Here is a 15,894-nt window from a genome sequence, read left to right as displayed (position 1 = left end):
ACGCCCGCCGCCACGACCGCCGCGGCATCACCGCAGGTCGCGAGGCGGCCCGTGCCCGATTGCTACGCAGGAGCACCGGACCCGGTCACCCGACGACCAGCCCGCCCCCGCCCTCGGCGAGGTCGACCCGCACGGTCGCGCCGTCGCCGACCTGGCCGCCGATCAGCAGCCGCGCGAGCGGGTCGCCGATCGTGGTCTGGATCAGCCGGCGCAGCGGGCGCGCGCCGTACGCCGGGTCGTAGCCCACCTCCGCCAGCCACGTGCGCGCCGCCGCGCTCACGTCGACGGCGATCCGGCGCACCGCCAGCCGCTTCTCCAGCAGCGCCAGCTGCAGGTCGACGATGTGGGTCAGCTCGTCGCGGCCCAGGGCCTCGAAGAGCACGACCTCGTCGAGCCGGTTGAGGAACTCGGGCTTGAACGAGGCACGCACGGTCGCCATCACCGCGTCGCGCTTCTTCTCCGGCTCCAGCGTCGGGTCGACCAGGTAGGACGAGCCCAGGTTCGAGGTCAGCACGAGCAGCGTGTTGCGGAAGTCGACCGTGCGGCCCTGGCCGTCGGTCAGCCGGCCGTCGTCGAGGACCTGCAGCAGCACGTCGAAGACCTCCGGGTGCGCCTTCTCGACCTCGTCGAGCAGGACCACGGAGTACGGCCGGCGCCGCACCGCCTCGGTCAGCTGGCCGCCCTCGTCGTAGCCGACGTAGCCGGGAGGTGCGCCGACGAGGCGGGACACGGAGTGCTTCTCGCCGTACTCGCTCATGTCGATGCGCACGATCGCGCGCTCGTCGTCGAAGAGGAAGTCGGCCAGCGACTTGGCCAGCTCGGTCTTGCCGGTGCCGGTGGGCCCGAGGAACAGGAAGGACCCGGTCGGGCGGTCGGGGTCGGCGATGCCGGCGCGCGAGCGGCGCACGGCGTCGCTGACCGCGGCCACGGCCTCCCGCTGGCCGACCAGGCGGCGGCCGAGCACCTCCTCCATCTGCAGCAGCTTGGAGGTCTCGCCCTCCAGCAGCCGGCCGGTGGGGATGCCGGTCCAGGCCTCGACGACGTCGGCGATCTGCTCGGGCCCGACCTCCTCGCCGACCAGCGGCTCCACGACGTTCTTCTCCGCGGCCGCGGCCGCCTCGATCTGTCGCTCCAGCTCGGGGATGCGGGCGTAGTTGATCTCGCTGGCGGCAGCCAGGTCGCCGTCGCGGAGCAGCCGGTCGGCCTCGCCGCGCAGCTGGTCGAGCTGGCGGCGCAGCTCGCCCTCGCCCTCCAGCGAGCTCTTCTCCTGCTCCCACCGGGCCTCGAGCGCGCGCAGCTCCTCCTCGGCGTCGGCCAGCTCGCCACGCAGGGTGGCCAGCCGGTCGACCGAGGCGTCGTCGGACTCCTTGGCCAGCGCGAACTCCTCCATCTTCATCCGGTCGACCCGACGACGGAGCTCGTCGATCTCCTCCGGGGAGGACTCGATCTCCATCCGCAGCCGTGAGGCGGACTCGTCGATGAGGTCGATCGCCTTGTCGGGCAGCTGGCGGCCGGTGATGTAGCGGTCTGACAACGTCGCCGCCGCGACCAGGGCGGCGTCGGTGATCCGCACCCCGTGGTGCGCCTCGTACTTCTCCTGGATCCCGCGCAGGATCTGGATCGTGTCCTCGACGCTCGGCTCGCCGACCAGCACCTGCTGGAAGCGGCGCTCGAGAGCGGGGTCCTTCTCGATCCGCTCGCGGTACTCGTCGAGCGTCGTCGCACCGATCATGTGCAGCTCGCCGCGCGCCAGCATCGGCTTGAGCATGTTGCCGGCGTCCATGGCCGAGTCGCCGCCCGCGCCCGCGCCGACGACGGTGTGCAGCTCGTCGATGAAGGTGATCACCTGCCCACCGGCGTCCTTGATCTCCTCGAGCACCGACTTGAGCCGCTCCTCGAACTCCCCGCGGTACTTCGCGCCGGCCACCATCGCGGCCAGGTCGAGGGAGAGCACGCGGCGGCCCTTGAGGGAGTCGGGCACGTCACCGGCCACGACCCGCTGGGCGAGGCCCTCGACCACGGCGGTCTTGCCGACGCCGGGCTCGCCGATCAGGACCGGGTTGTTCTTGGTACGTCGGGACAGCACCTGGATGACCCGGCGGATCTCGGCGTCACGGCCGATCACCGGGTCGAGGTCGCCGGACTCGGCCAGGGCGGTGAGGTCGACGCTGTACTTCTCCAGCGCCTCGTAGGTCGACTCGGCGTCCTGGCTGGTCACCCGGCGGTTCCCGCGCACGGACGTGAGCCCCTCGCGCAGCCCCTGCTCGGACAGGCCGGCGTCGGTCAGCAGCCGCTGCGCGCCGGACTCGGTGCCGGCCAGCGCGATCAGCAGGTGATCGGTGGCGACGTAGTCGTCCTTGAGCGAGGAGGCCAGGTCGAGCGCGCCGGCCAGCACGCGGGTCAGGGCCGCGGAGGCGGACGGCTGCTGGACGGTCGAGCCGGAGGCGCGGGGCAGCGCGGCCGCGGCGCGCTCGGCGGCGGCCAGCAGCACGGCCGGGTCGGCGCCCGTACGCCCGACGAGCGTGCGCGCGGTGCCGTCGTCGGGACGCAGCAGCGCGACGAGCAGGTGGACGGGGTCGGTGGTGCTGTTGCCGGCCGTGGTCGCGGCCAGCTGGGCGGCCTCGACGGCCCCCCTGCTGCGGGTGGTGAACTTCTCCGCACCGAACTGCGCCATGGGAACCTCCTGGACGTACTTGAGTGGATCTCGCTCAAGTTTGCTCAGTCAGAGCATAGCCCCTCTTTCGGTCCTCCCCGCCCGGGTCGTCGGCCGAATTCGTCCCGCTCGGCGCCGGGGCTGCGTATCGTCAGCCGGGCCCACCCCGATCGGAGTCGATGACGTGAACACCGCAGCGCCCGCACGCGCGCCGCGCGTCGTCGTCATCGACGACACCGACGACCTGCGCCAGCTGCTGTCGCTCGCGCTGACCCGCGGGGGCTTCGAGATCGTCGCCGAGGCCGGCGACGGCCGGGCCGGCATCGAGACCGTGCGCGAGCACCGCCCCGACGTGGTCCTGCTCGACCTCGCGATGCCGGTGATGGACGGGATCGAGGCGCTGCCCGCGATCCGCCGGCTCGTGCCGAGCGCGAAGATCATCGTGCTGTCCGGGTTCGGTGCCCAGCAGATGTCCGCGCGGGCCGTCGCGGTCGGCGCCGACGGCTACGTCCAGAAGGGCGCCCCGCTGCCCTCGATCCTCGACTACGTCCGCACGGTCTGCGCCGCCCCGGCGGGCCGCAGCGGGCGTGCCCTCAGCGTGGTCCCGGACGCGACCGCCGTCGACTCCGACCGGGTCGAGCCGGCCACCGACACCGACCCCGCCGAGCGCGCGAGCGGCAGCAGCGAGGCGCTCGCGCTGGCGCCGTTCGGTGTCCTCGAGCTCGCCGACGAGCCCCTCTTCCGCATCCTCACCGTCAACGCCGTCGCCCAGCGCCTGCTGGGCCCCGCCCGGCCGGGCAACCCGCTCGCGGTGTCCGCACCCGAGCTGGCCTCGATGGTCTCCTACCACCGCCTCGACGCCGACGCCTCCTTCGACGTCGAGCTGGTGGGCGGCCGGGCCCGCGCCACGATCCGGCGTACGGGCTGGTCGGTGCTGGTCTACCTCGACTCCTCCCGCGAGGACGTCGGGGTGCTGCGCCGCGCGATCAGCACCGCCGCCCAGCAGGTGCGCGGGCCGGTCGCCGTGCTCGGCGCGATCGCCGAGACGCTCCTCGACGAGGACGGCGCGGCCGCCGGTCCCGCCACCTCCGAGGACCGCGACCGCTGGGTCGCGGCGGTCCTGCGCCAGACCCGGGCGCTGGACGGCATCACCGCCGACCTCCTCACCTCCGCCCAGATCCAGCGCGGCACGATGCGCGTCGACCTGGTCGACGTCGACGCCGCCGCGGTCGCCCGCCGGGTCGCGGCCGAGCACGACCTGTCGGTGGCCGGCTCCGGGTCCGCGGTCACGGTCGTGGTCGAGGACAACCGGGCCGTGCGGGCCGACCCCGTACGCCTGGCGCAGGCTCTGCGGACGCTGCTCTCGAACGCCCACCTCCACGGGGAGCAGCCGGTCGCGGTGCGGGTCCGCCCCGACGCGGCGCTGCCGGACCGCGTGGTCGTGGACGTCATCGACCACGGGCCCGGGGTGGGCGACGACCTGGTCGAGCGGGTCTTCACCGAGTTCACCCGCGGCAAGGAGGGCGCCTCCGGCGGCACCGGCCTCGGGCTCTACATCGTGCGCACGCTGCTGCTGGCGATGGGCGGCGAGGCCACCTGCGGCACCGGCCCGGAGGGCGGCGCCGTCTTCAGCCTGCACCTGCCCGCGGTCGACCCCGCGAAGGCCCCGGCGACGACCGCGCCGACGACCTAGGACCCTCCCGGGTCCCCGGTGTCCGGCGTCGCGTGCTGCGGGAAGGCCGCGTCGCGCGCCTCCTCGACGACCAGGCAGGCCCGGCAGAAGTCCTCGCCGAACGGGGTCAGGTGGATGCTGCGCCGCACCACCTTGGCGAAGCGCACCGAGTGCAGGGCCGCGAGCACGTCCGGCTGGGCCTCGACCACCTGGTACTCCAGCGGGTCGCGGAGCGCCTCCCGGGAGAACCACACCAGCCCGAGGCGGAACAGGTTGTTGAGGTAGGACGGCACCTGCTCGCCGTGGCGGCACCCGGCCCGGCTGCCGATCATGGTCAGCCCCGGGGCCACCAGCTGCGAGGAGACCATGCCGACCGGACCGCCGGTCCGCACGTCGACGCTGGGCTGGGGACCGCCCTCGAGGAGCAGCAGCAGGATCCGGCCCTCGTCGGGCGCCAGCTCGGTGAGGATCCTGGAGTACGCCGGGTGGTCCTCGTCGTCGGCCCACACGTCGCGCGAGCGGCGCAGGAGGTCCTGGCCGAGCTCGCGCAGGCTCTGGCTGTCGAGGTGGTCGTCGCGCAGGACCGAGCCGCGCACGACGTGGCCTCCGTGGTGGCCCTCGTGCGGGACCGGGGCGTCGTACGGGTGCCGCTCCACGCCGGCGGCCTCCTCGCGCGCCTCACGGTTCTCGCGGCTGACCTCCGCGAGCCCGCCGAGCGCGGTGCCGGCCTCGATCAGGGCGCGGCCCACGGGGGTGCCGCCGGAGAACTTGCGGGCGAGGTCGCCGACGACGCCGACGGTCTCGGTGACGTCGTCGATCAGCGCTGCGGCCTCGTCGGCCGACGTGGCGGCGCGGGCCACGCGGCGGGTGCCGCGCAGGCTGGTGCGCACGCCCCAGCCGGTGGTGTGCCAGGCCGCGGAGGCGGCCACGCGGGCCAGGCCGGGCACCGACCCCGCGGCGCGCTCGAGCCGCTCGCGGGACTCTCTCGGGACCAGGCTGCTCACAGTGCCCCTAGCCTCCCACCCCGAAGAAGGCGAGGTGGAGGAACCCGCCCCCCAGGCCCATGATCGCGCCGTGGGCGTAGAGCATCCACTCGTCCTCGCGGATGGCCGAGCGCATCATCTCCACGAAGTCGCGCGGCGGCAGCTCCTTGGTCCTCCGGGCCACCAGCTCCTGGATCCGCTCGGCCTGCTGGGCGTTGAACGCCCGGTCCTGGAACGGCGTCAGCGTGCGCCCGACCGCCTCGCGCGCCACGGAGTCGCGGATGCTGTCGAACCGCTCCGCCCCCAGCGCCACGCGCACCGCCCCCCGAGCGGGACCGGCCGCCCGGTCGATGGCCGGCCGCATCGCGGTGGCCAGCATCTGGCGGGTCCGGTCGCCGCGGGGGCCGTTGAGCAGGAAGTCGCCGATCCGCTCCAGCGTGATGACGTCCTCGGCGATGATCCGGGCGTACACCTCCGCGGCCTGGTCCTGGCGGCGCAGGAAGAGCCCGTGCACCCGGATGCCGAGGATGCGGCGGGGCTCGGGCGGCTCGAAGATCAGCCACATCCCGAGCGCGTTGGTCACCCAGCCGACGACGACGCCGAGGATCGGCAGCAGCCACCACTGCCCCACGATGCTGTCGGCCACGGCGACCGGGACGCCGAGCAGGAAGCCGAAGACGAAGCCGAACCGGACCATCAGGTCGAGCTCGCGCTGCCCGAAGTCGCGGAAGATCCGCACCACCAGCGCGGGGTTCTCGCGGAAGTGGTCGATGACCATGATCTTGGGGTCGAGCAGCTGGTCGATGTGCTCCCCGATCTCGTCGGTGACCCGGGTGACCACGGCCGGGACCTGGTTCTGCACCCGCTCCACCACGGCCTCGCGGACCGGGCCGGGCAGGTCGCGCCACAGCCGTGGGTGCTCACGACGCATCACCTCGTCGACCAGCGCGGGGATCTCCGGGCGGAAGCTGGCGACGATGTGCTCGGCGATCCGCTCGGGCTCGAGCTGCTGGTAGAAGTCCGAGGGCGTGCCGAGCTTCGCGATCGCCTTGTCCACCGCGATGCTGCCCATCTTCGCCGCGCGTGCGGGGATGATGCCCTGCCAGCCGAGACCGCCCTGCAGGACGCCGGGGATCTCCTGGATCTTGCGCGGCAGCACCGAGGCCAGCTCCCGCATCCCGGCGATGCGCACCCCGCGGAAGCGCACCGGGCTGAACAGCATCCACAGCCCGGACCAGTTGATCAGGAACCCGACGACGCCGGTGAACAGCGGGATGGTCAGGAAGTGGACCCAGTGGATGTGGGTCCACCACGTGACGACGGCGTCGGTCACGCCGTCCACGCTCAGCCAGTCCACGAGCCCCATACCCTCCGGCCACGGTCCGCGACGACGCGGACCCGTGCGGTGAGGGTAGTGGCTCGACGGCCCCGGGGGGTGAGGCAGGAGGTCGCAGGTCGCGCACATCTGAGGCATAACGACCCTGATCAGCCGCCGGCCGGACACCTACCCTGAGTCGGTGCACCCCCTCAGCCTCGCGTCCCTCGTGGGGCACACGCTCCACTACGGGCTGCTGGTCGTCGGCTTCGCCGGGGTCGGTGCACTGGTGCTCGGCTCGACCAGGAGCCCGTCCCCGGCCGCGAGGGCGGCGCTGGTCACCGTCGGCGGGTCGTCGGACCCACGGCTCGGGCGACGCGGTGCCGAGGTGCCGGCCACCGTCGCGACCCGGCCTGCGCTGTGGCCGGTCGCGGTCGTCTCGAGCGCCGCCGCGGCGGGGGTCCACGCCGCGATGGGGCCCGCCCACGCCACCGAGAGCCCGCTCCTCGGCCTGCTGTTCGTCGTCGCCGCGACCGCCCAGCTGGCCTGGGCCGGCGTCGCGCTGCTGCGCCCGGTGACCGGCCCGCGCGCGGCGTCCCTCGCAGCCGCCGGTCTCGTCCTCCAGGGCACGGTGCTGGCGGCCTGGGCGCTCAGCCGGACGGTGGGGCTCCCGGGTCTCGAGGGGCCCGAGCCGGTCGGTCCGTGGGACGCCGCCGCCGTGGTGTGGCAGCTCGTCGCGTCGGCCGCCTGCCTCTGGGTGATCGCCGCCGGCGGCGTACGCCCGCTGGCCTCCGGCACGGCATGGCACCGCGGCGCCGTGGCCTGGGCCGGCCTCAGCGTCCTGGCGCTGCCGCTGCTGGTCCTGGTGACCGTTCGCACGGGCGGGGGTGCCTGAGGTGCCCTGGACCGTCGGCGCCGCCGCGAACGTCGTCATCGCCCTCAGCTACGTGCTGATCACCCTGGCCATCGTGCGCCCGTTGCTCCGCACGGGGCAGCTGCGCAGCAACCCGCTCGCTGCCGCGACCGCCGCCATCTTCCTGACCTGCGCGGTGCACCACGGGTCGCACGCCCTGCACATGGCCATGCCCTGGTTCGGGGTCGACGTCGTGCAGGGCACCGCGATGCGCCAGGCCTGGGGCTGGCCCCTCGCGTCGTGGGACGTGCTCGGCGCCCTGGTCGCGCTCTACTACCTCTCCCTCCGACGCAGCTACTCCTCGCTGACCTCCGGGGCGGCCCTCTTCGCCGACCTCGAGCAGCGCGAGCGGCAGGCGCTGGACCTCAACGACCACGTGCTGCAGAGCCTGGTGGTCGCCCGGATGTCGCTCGAGCGCGGTGATCGGGACAAGGCGCTGAGCGCGCTGGACTCGGCGATCGGGTCGGCCGGCACGATCATCACCGACCTGGTCGAGGGCGGGCGCGGCGGGACCGCGCACCTGCTGCGCTCGGGCGCCGCAGTCGTGGCCGCACCACCGGTCGGTGCGACGGCGCCGGGCGCGAGCACGACCCCCACCGAGGTCACCGAGGAGCGACTGTGACCGACCCCCACCGCGCAAGCAGCCCCGCACGTCGCCGCACCGTGCTGGTCGACGACACCCCCGACCTGCGCGAGCTGCTCGCGATGACGCTCGAGGAGACCGACGACTTCCAGGTCGTCGGCGAGGCCGGCGACGGGCGGGCCGGCATCGCGGTCACGCAGGAGACGGAGCCCGACCTCGTCGTGCTCGACCTGGCGATGCCGGTGATGGACGGGCTCGAGGCGCTGCCGCACCTGCGCCGGATACGCCCGAACGCGACGATCGTGGTGCTGTCCGGGTTCGGGGCGACCGCGATGCGCGACCAGGCCCTGGTCTCCGGCGCCGACGGCTACGTGGAGAAGGGCACCCGTCTCCCGGCCATCGTCGACCGGCTGCGACGGATCGCCGACGAGAGCGAGGCGCGACGCGGCGTCGCACCGGGCCGTGACGACGTCCCGGCGGCCGCCTCGCCCACGCCGGCCCCCGCAGCGGCCGCCCCACCGCCGCCGGACCCGGCCACGCTGCTGGTCGAGCACGCGCCGGTGGCGATGCTGGTGGCCGACCACGCCGACGGGACGGTCCGCTTCGCCAACGGCGCGGCGACGCAGATGCTCGGCATCGCCGCCGGTCCCCTGGCGTCGCTGGCCGACCTCCTGCCCGAGCTCTGGGACGCGGTGGGTGGGCGGGACCCGGCCGAGGTGGCCGAGGAGTCGGTGCGGGTGCAGGTCGTGCGGGACGGCGCCCGGTTCTCGCTGCGCGGCACGCGTACCGGCGCCTCCGTCGTCGTCTACGCGGGCCCCGACCCGGCCGACGAGGAGATCGCCCGGCTGCGCTCGGCGATCACCACCACCGCCCACGAGCTGCGCGGCCCGGTGACCGTCCTCGGCGGGATCGCCGAGGTCCTCGCGCCCGGGGAGGACACGCTCGACCCCGCCCGCCGGGCCGCGATGGTCGCCTCGGTCGGCCGGCAGGCCGCTCGCCTGGACTCGCTCACCGCCGACCTGCTCACCGCCGCCGAGGCCCGCCGCGGCGTGCTCGACGTACGCCTCGAGCCGCTCGACCTCGTCGACACGCTCGAGACGATCCTGGAGGCCCACCCCGACGTCGCGCTGCACGTCCTGGCCCGCGAGGGCAGTGCCGCCCCGCTGCGGGTGCGCGCCGACCCGGGCCGGCTCGACCAGATGGTGACGAACCTGCTCGGCAACGCCCGCAAGTACGGCGCGCCGCCCGTCGTGGTCACCGTCGGCGAGCAGGGGTCGTGGGCGCACCTGGCGGTCGAGGACCAGGGCTCCGGCGTGCCGGAGTCGTTCCGCGACCAGCTCTTCGAGGAGTTCTCCCGCGCCCCGGGCGCCTCGGCCCGCGGCACCGGTCTCGGTCTGTTCGTGGTGCGCCGCCTGGCCCTGGCGCACGGCGGGGACGTCCACCACCGCAACGGCGCCGACCGGGGGTCGGTCTTCACCGTCACGCTCCCGCTGCTCGGCGAGGGCTGACCCGCGGACCCGGCCGCGTCAGCGGACCGGACCGGACCGGTCAGCGCCCGCGGCGCCAGACGACGACGGAGGCGTCCATGCCCCGCGGACGCAGGACCGGCAGCTTGTTCGGCAGGCCGGGGGTGTCGGCGCGTGGCCGACCGAGACCGGCCTGGGAGGCCTGGTGCAGCGCGGCGCGGGTGGCCTCGAGCTCGGCGGCGAGCTCGGCGGCCTGACGGCGCAGGGCGGCGTTGTCCCGCTCGAGCAGCAGGATCCGGCGGACGCCCTCGAGCCCGATCCCGGATGAGGTCAGCTCGGCGATCTCACGCAGCTGCTCGATGTCGCGCGAGGAGTAGCGCCGCCCGCCCCCGCCGGTGCGACCTGGGGTGACCAGGCCGAGACGCTCGTAGGTGCGCAGGGTCTGCGGGTGCAGCCCGGTGAGCTGGGCGGCCACGCTGATGACGTAGACCGCCGCGTCCGGCGGCGGGGGCGCGAACGGCTCGCGAGGCATCACCCGGCCTCCTCGAACAGCCGGCTGCGCAGGGGCTTGCCGGCCACCGCGTCGCGGTAGGACTCGACCGCCTCCCGGGCGGCCGGGTCGAGCACGGCAGGAACCTGGACGGCCACGGTGGCGAGCAGGTCGCCCTTCGAGCCGTCGGCCCGCGGGGCGCCGCGGCCGCGTACCCGGAACGTGCGCCCGTTGGGCGTGCCGGCCGGCAGGCGCAGCGTGACCGGGGCGCCGCCGAGGGTCGGGACCTTGATCTCGGCGCCCAGCGCGACCTCGTCGAAGGAGACCGGGACGTCGAGGGTCAGGTGGTCCCCGGAGCGGCCGAAGAGCCGGTGCGGGCTGACCTTCACGGTGACGAAGAGGTCGCCGGCGGGGCCGCCGTTCTCGCCGGCCGTGCCCTTGCCCTTGAGGCGGATCCGCTGACCGTCCTTGACCCCGGCCGGGATGCGGGCCTGGATGGTGCGGTTCGAGCGCCCGCGACCGGAGCCCGAGCAGGTCGGGCACGCCTCGTCGTAGACGAGCTGACGCCCGGCGCAGCGGGGGCAGGTCTCGTTCATCGAGAACGCGCCGCCGGAGGTGCTGACGACGTAGCCGGCGCCGTCGCACTCGGAGCAGATGTGGGGCCGCGTCCCCGGCTTGCCGCCGGTGCCCGAGCAGCTCGGGCAGGGCGCGTCCGAGGCCAGGCGCAGCGAGATGGTCACGCCGTCCAGCGAGTCGACGAAGGAGATGGTCACGGTGGCCTCGGTGTCGGGGCCCTTGCGGGGCCGCGCGGTCTGCTGCCGGCGCTGCGGGCCACCACCGGCGCCGCCGAAGAGGTCGCCGAACATGTCGCCGAAGCCGCCCCCACCCCCGCCCATCCGGTCACGGAGGAGGTCCTCGACGTTGACGCCGCCGGCCTGGCCGCCGCGGGCGCCACCGCCGCCGAAGCCACCGCCGAACGCGCCCGAGCCCTGGAGCCGGCGCATCTCGTCGTACTTCGGGCGCTTGTCGGTGTCCCCGACGACGTCGTAGGCCTCGGCGACCTTCTTGAACCGGTCGAGCTTGGCGGTGTCGCCGGGGTGCGAGTCGGGGTGGTTGTCGCGGGCGAGCTTGCGGTAGGCCTTCTTGATGTCCGCCGTGGAGGCGTCCTTGGCCACGCCGAGCTCGGCGTAGAAGTCCTTGCCGGCCCAGTCGGACCGGAAGCCCTGGTCGTCGGCCATACGCACCTCCCGTCCTGATCGTCGCTGATGCGGGCGCCGGCGCGGTGGCGCCGGGCCGGGTACGCGGGCCGGGCCGACCGGCCCGCGTCCCCCTGTCCTGCTGTGGTGCTGGTGGAGATGGTGCCCGACGTCAGGCGGGCGGGTCGACGACGAGCACCTGCGCGGCGCGGACCACGCGGTCGCCGATCTTGTAGCCCGACTTGGCCACCACCTTGCAGGTGGTCACCGTGGCCTCGGGGTCCTCGCCCAGGTGGGAGAGAGCCTCGTGCAGCGTCGGGTCGAAGGCGTCGCCGGGTGCGCCGTACTTCAGCAGCCCGGAGCCGGCCACCGTCCGCTCGAGCTGCTCGGCGACGGCCTTGAAGCCACCGTCCAGCGGCTCGTGCTCGCGGGCCCGGTCGATGGTGTCGAGCACCTCGACGATCGGCGCCAGCGCCTTGAAGGTCGCGTTCTCCTTGAGCAGGTCGCGGTCACGCTCGACCCGCCGCTTGTAGTTCACGAACTCCGCCTGGAGCCGCTGGAGGTCGGCGAGCCGCTCGGCGGACTCCATCCGGGCCACCGCGAGCTCGTCCTCGGTGACCTGGTCGGCCTCGTCGGCCTCCACGTCGCCGTGGGCCCCGACGGGCTCCTCGGCGCCCTCGCCCTCCACGACCGAGGCCACGTCGCCGGCTCCGTCGCCGGTCCCGTCACCGGCGACGCCCTCAGGGACGTCGGCCGGCGTCGGGTCCTCGGGCAGCGGGGCTGCGTCCCGGGGGTCGGTGGGGTCCTGGGTCACTTGGACCCGTCCCCGGGCGTGCCGTCGGTGCCGTCGGTGGAGGTGGTGCCGTCGGTCTCCTCGTCGACGATCTCGGCGTCGACGACGTCGTCGTCGGCGCCACCCGTCGAGGAGTCGGCCCCGCCGGCGGCGGCGTTGTCGGCCTCCGCGGCGGCGTACATGGCCGCACCCATCTTCTGGCTGGACTCGTTGAGCTTGGTGGTGCCCAGGGTGATCTCCTCGGAGCTCGCCTCGGCGTTCTCCAAGGTGGCCTTGAGGGCGTCGACGTCGGCCTGGACCTCGGTCGTGACGTCCTCGGGCAGCTTGTCGGCGTTCTCGCCGAGGAACTTCTCGGTCGTGTAGACCAGACCGTCGGCCTGGTTGCGGGCCTCGACGGCCGCGCGACGCTGGGCGTCCTCCTCGGCGTACTGCTCGGCCTCGCGGACCATCCGGTCGATGTCGTCCTTGCCCAGCGCGGAGCCGCCGGAGATCGTCATCGACTGCTCCTTGCCGGAGCCCTGGTCCTTGGCGGAGACGTGCACGATGCCGTTGGCGTCGATGTCGAAGGTGACCTCGATCTTCGGCACGCCACGAGGGGCCGGGGGCAGGCCGGTCAGCTCGAAGTTGCCGAGCTGCTGGTTCTGCGCCCACATCTGGCGCTCGCCCTGGGCGACCTTGATCTCGACCGACGGCTGGTTGTCGTCGGCGGTGGTGAAGATCTCCGAGCGCTTGGTCGGGATCGTGGTGTTGCGCTCGATGAGGTTGGTCATCACGCCGCCCTTGGTCTCGATGCCCAGGGAGAGCGGGGTGACGTCGAGGAGCAGCACGTCCTTGACCTGGCCCGTGAGGACGCCGGCCTGGAGCGCGGCGCCGACCGCGACGACCTCGTCGGGGTTGACGCCCTTGTTGGGCTCCTTGCCGCCGAGCAGGCTCTTGACGACCTCGGGGACCGCCGGCATGCGGGTCGAGCCGCCGACGAGGACCACGTGGTCGATCTTGTCGACGGCGACGCCGCCGTCCTTGAGCACGGCCTGGAACGGCGCCTTGGTCCGGTCGAGCAGGTCGGCGGTCAGCTTCTGGAACTCCGAGCGCGTCAGGCGCTCCTCGAAGTGCAGCGGGCCGGACTCGCCGTGGGTGATGTAGGGCAGGTGCACGGTGGTCTCGCTGGAGGAGGACAGCTCGATCTTGGCCTTCTCCGCGGCCTCCTGCAGGCGCTGCTTGGCGATCTTGTCGGCCGCCAGGTCCACGCCGTTGTTGTCCTTGAACTTCTTGACCATCCACTCGACGACGCGGTTGTCCCAGTCGTCGCCACCGAGGTTGTTGTCGCCCGAGGTCGCCTTGACCTCGACGACGCCCTCGCCGATCTCGAGCAGGGACACGTCGAACGTGCCGCCACCGAGGTCGAAGACGAGGATGGTCTGGTCGTCGCCCTTGTCGAGGCCGTAGGCCAGGGCGGCCGCGGTCGGCTCGTTGACGATCCGGCTCACGTTGAGGCCCGCGATCTCGCCGGCCTCCTTGGTGGCCTGGCGCTGGGCGTCGTTGAAGTAGGCCGGCACGGTGATGACCGCGTCGGTGACCGTCTCACCGAGGTAGGCCTCGGCGTCACGCTTGAGCTTCTGCAGCACGAAGGCGCTGATCTGCTGGGAGGTGAAGTCCTTGTCGTCGACCTTCTGCTTCCAGTCGGTGCCCATGTGGCGCTTGACGGAGCGGATGGTGCGGTCGACGTTGGTGACGGCCTGACGCTTGGCCACCTCGCCGACGAGGACCTCGCCGGACTTGGCGAAGGCGACCACGGAGGGGGTCGTACGAGCGCCCTCCGCATTGGCGATGACGGTGGGTTCTCCACCCTCGAGGACCGCGACGACGCTGTTCGTCGTGCCGAGGTCGATGCCGACGGCTCGTGCCATGGTGAGTACCTCCTGAGTACTGCCCGGGGTTCCGGGAAAACGTGGGGTTCCGCCGGGACCGTGCTGCTGGACCGGCGGGCTGCCGCAATCGTGGCAGAAGAGTTGAGTGCGTTCAACTCAAGTTCGTTCAGTGGCGTCAACGGGACTCGGCCCGGGGTTGTTCCCGGCTGCAGGATGTCCCCGTGCCCCCGACCGCCGCGGAGATCGTCCGTCACCACGACAGCACCCGCCCGGACACCGACGCGCTCGTCGCCGGTCAGCGGCAGGAGCCGTACGAGATCCGGCTGCTCGAGCACGACCCGACCTGGGCCGCCGAGGCGCAGCGGGTCGCGGCCCACGTCCGTGCGCTGCTCGGCGAGCGGGCGCTCGAGGTGCACCACGTCGGCTCGACCTCGGTGCCGGGCCTGCCGGCCAAGCCGGTCCTCGACCTCGACCTCGTGGTCGCCGACCCGGCCGACGAGCAGACGTACGTCCCCGACCTCGTGGCCGGCGGGTTCGTCCACCGGCTCCGCGAGCCGTGGTGGCACGAGCACCGCCTGCTGGTGTGGCACGGCTCGACGACCCGCACCACGCTGCACGTCTTCGGGCCGGGCTGCCCGGAGGTCGTGCGGCACCTGATGTTCCGGGACCGGTTGCGGGAGCGCGCGGAGGTGCGGGAGCGGTACGCCGCCGCCAAGAGGGAGGCCGCCGCGGCGACGAACGCCGCCGGCGGGACCGGGATGGACTACAACCGGGTCAAGGAGCCGGTGGTGCGGGCGCTGTACGACGAGATGTTCCGCGAGCACGGCCTGCTGCCGTAGCGGGCCCGCCCACGCGGGTGGCCCGCACGGGTGGCCAGCGCCACACGCGACCGGGTCGTGGTCGGCGACCTCCGCCGGGCACTCTTGGCGCCATGAGCATCCTGTCGAGCCCGCTGCGCCTGTTCCGCACGGTCGCCGTCGCCGAGGCCGTCACCTGGGCGCTGCTGCTGGTCGGGATGTTCCTGAAGTACGTCACCGAGACCACCGACAAGGCGGTGTCGGTGTTCGGGATGGTGCACGGCGTGGTCTTCATCGCCTACGTGCTGACCGCGCTCGTGGTGTGGGTCGACCAGCGGTGGAGCCCCGTGCGCGGGCTGCTCGGGCTGGCCGCGGCCGTACCGCCGTTCTTCACGGTGCTCTTCGATCGGGCGACCGAGAAGCGGGGACTCCTCGACACCCGCTGGCGGCTCGCCGACGCCGGCTCGACGCCGGCCGGTCCCGCCGAGAAGGCCGTCGCGGGCCTGCTGCGCCGCCCGGCCCGGGCGGCGCTCGGAGGGGTGGTCGCGGTCGCCGCGCTCACCGCGGTCGCGCTCGCGGTCGGCCCGCCCGTCGGCTGATCGCCGGAACCGTCACCTCGACGCGCCGCGAGCGTCATCTCGGCTGTCCGGGAGCGTCATCTCGGCGGAGGGCTAGCGGAGGCGGGCCAGGGCCTCCTCGACCAGGGACACGTGCGGCAGCCGCGGCACGTCGCTGACCAGGACCCAGCGGGCGGTGTCGGTGCTGCCGTCGACCTCGTCGCGCAGGCGGCCGCCGGTGACGCGGCCGTCGAAGACGACACGCACCGCCTTCATCGGCCGGTCCGTGTCGCGGTGGCGCCGCTCGGGGGCGATGACGTAGCTGCTGACCCAGAGCACGTCGCCGAGGACCACGTCGTACCCGGTCTCCTCGCGCACCTCCCGCACCGCGGTCTGCTCGACGCTCTCCTGCAGCTCCGCGCCGCCGCCGGGCAGGGTCCACTGGGGCCGGTCGCCCTCGTTCCACAGCGCCAGCAGCACCCGCCGTCCGCCGGGCCGGTCCTCGGTCAGCAGGACGTAGGCGGCCAGCCGGGTGTCGTACTCGGTGTAGTCGGGCAGGCGGTCCGGATGCGGTGCGTCCATCCCCCGATCCTGGCGGGTTCACCCTG

Annotated in this window: 14 protein-coding genes; 6 read left to right on the top strand and 8 right to left on the bottom strand. The window is 73.8% G+C overall.

The window, feature by feature from the left end:
* Positions 1-85: 85 nt before the first annotated feature.
* Positions 86-2,674 (bottom strand): ATP-dependent chaperone ClpB, encoded by a 2,589-nt coding sequence (clpB, locus tag GV155_RS01485; RefSeq protein WP_160004594.1) that lies wholly within the window; start codon positions 2,672-2,674, stop codon positions 86-88.
* 163 nt (positions 2,675-2,837) lie between these two features.
* On the opposite strand from clpB, the gene GV155_RS01480 reads away from it, so the two are divergent.
* Positions 2,838-4,346 carry a hybrid sensor histidine kinase/response regulator gene (locus tag GV155_RS01480; RefSeq protein ID WP_160004592.1) on the top strand — a complete coding sequence of 503 codons (1,509 nt, stop codon included), beginning with the start codon at positions 2,838-2,840 and terminating at the stop codon, positions 4,344-4,346.
* Here GV155_RS01480 and GV155_RS20360 read toward each other — a convergent pair.
* Positions 4,343-5,329: an Abi-alpha family protein gene (locus GV155_RS20360; RefSeq protein WP_201300014.1), complete on the bottom strand. Its 987-nt coding sequence runs from the start codon at positions 5,327-5,329 to the stop codon at positions 4,343-4,345. The two genes, GV155_RS01480 and GV155_RS20360, sit on opposite strands and share 4 nt — an antisense overlap.
* 7 nt (positions 5,330-5,336) lie before the next feature.
* On the bottom strand, positions 5,337-6,641 hold the full coding sequence (locus GV155_RS01470) for a hypothetical protein (RefSeq protein ID WP_236553830.1): 1,305 nt from the start codon (positions 6,639-6,641) through the stop codon (positions 5,337-5,339).
* A 184-nt stretch (positions 6,642-6,825) separates the two neighbouring features.
* Here GV155_RS01470 and GV155_RS01465 point away from each other — a divergent pair, with 184 nt between their 5' ends.
* From GV155_RS01465 to GV155_RS01455, 3 genes are read left to right on the top strand one after another with little or no spacing between them, the layout of a single operon-like run.
* Positions 6,826-7,518: a hypothetical protein gene (locus GV155_RS01465; protein WP_160004588.1), complete on the top strand. Its 693-nt coding sequence runs from the start codon at positions 6,826-6,828 to the stop codon at positions 7,516-7,518.
* Positions 7,511-8,158, top strand: coding sequence for a hypothetical protein (locus tag GV155_RS01460; protein WP_160004586.1), 648 nt, complete (start codon positions 7,511-7,513; stop codon positions 8,156-8,158). Before GV155_RS01465 ends, GV155_RS01460 begins: the two co-directional genes overlap by 8 nt.
* Positions 8,155-9,627 (top strand): response regulator, encoded by a 1,473-nt coding sequence (locus GV155_RS01455; RefSeq protein WP_160004584.1) that lies wholly within the window; start codon positions 8,155-8,157, stop codon positions 9,625-9,627. Before GV155_RS01460 ends, GV155_RS01455 begins: the two co-directional genes overlap by 4 nt.
* A 40-nt stretch (positions 9,628-9,667) precedes the next feature.
* Here GV155_RS01455 and GV155_RS01450 read toward each other — a convergent pair whose 3' ends face one another.
* The 4 genes from GV155_RS01450 to dnaK all read right to left on the bottom strand — a co-directional run bounded on the left by GV155_RS01450 (position 9,668) and on the right by dnaK (position 13,971).
* Complete coding sequence (locus GV155_RS01450; protein WP_160004582.1) at positions 9,668-10,117, bottom strand: heat shock protein transcriptional repressor HspR; 450 nt, start codon at positions 10,115-10,117, stop codon at positions 9,668-9,670.
* Positions 10,117-11,313 (bottom strand): DnaJ C-terminal domain-containing protein, encoded by a 1,197-nt coding sequence (locus GV155_RS01445; RefSeq protein WP_160004580.1) that lies wholly within the window; start codon positions 11,311-11,313, stop codon positions 10,117-10,119. The genes GV155_RS01450 and GV155_RS01445 overlap by 1 nt, the downstream gene beginning before the upstream one ends.
* Before the next feature lie 130 nt (positions 11,314-11,443).
* Entirely contained in the window at positions 11,444-12,085 is a 642-nt protein-coding gene (gene grpE / locus GV155_RS01440) for a nucleotide exchange factor GrpE (protein WP_236553828.1), read from the bottom strand.
* Positions 12,082-13,971 (bottom strand): molecular chaperone DnaK, encoded by a 1,890-nt coding sequence (dnaK, locus tag GV155_RS01435; protein ID WP_160004578.1) that lies wholly within the window; start codon positions 13,969-13,971, stop codon positions 12,082-12,084. The genes grpE and dnaK overlap by 4 nt, the downstream gene beginning before the upstream one ends.
* A 182-nt stretch (positions 13,972-14,153) precedes the next feature.
* Between dnaK and GV155_RS01430 the strand changes: the two genes are divergently transcribed.
* Positions 14,154-14,771, top strand: a complete 618-nt coding sequence (locus GV155_RS01430) for a GrpB family protein (protein WP_201300013.1) — start codon at positions 14,154-14,156, stop codon at positions 14,769-14,771.
* Positions 14,772-14,863: 92 nt separating this feature from the next.
* On the top strand, positions 14,864-15,328 hold the full coding sequence (locus GV155_RS01425; protein ID WP_160004576.1) for a DUF3817 domain-containing protein: 465 nt from the start codon (positions 14,864-14,866) through the stop codon (positions 15,326-15,328).
* Between the two features lie 72 nt (positions 15,329-15,400).
* On the opposite strand, the gene GV155_RS01420 is transcribed toward GV155_RS01425, so the two are convergent.
* A complete protein-coding gene (locus GV155_RS01420; RefSeq protein ID WP_160004574.1) occupies positions 15,401-15,868 on the bottom strand; it encodes an NUDIX hydrolase in 468 nt (155 codons plus the stop codon).
* Positions 15,869-15,894: the final 26 nt, after the last annotated feature.

It is taken from the genome of Nocardioides sp. AX2bis (assembly GCF_902506435.1).
In the GTDB taxonomy this organism is placed as follows: Bacteria; Actinomycetota; Actinomycetes; order Propionibacteriales; family Nocardioidaceae; genus Nocardioides.
The sequence above is the reverse complement of the archived record's forward strand: the minus strand, read 5'-3'. Positions and strand labels throughout refer to the sequence as shown.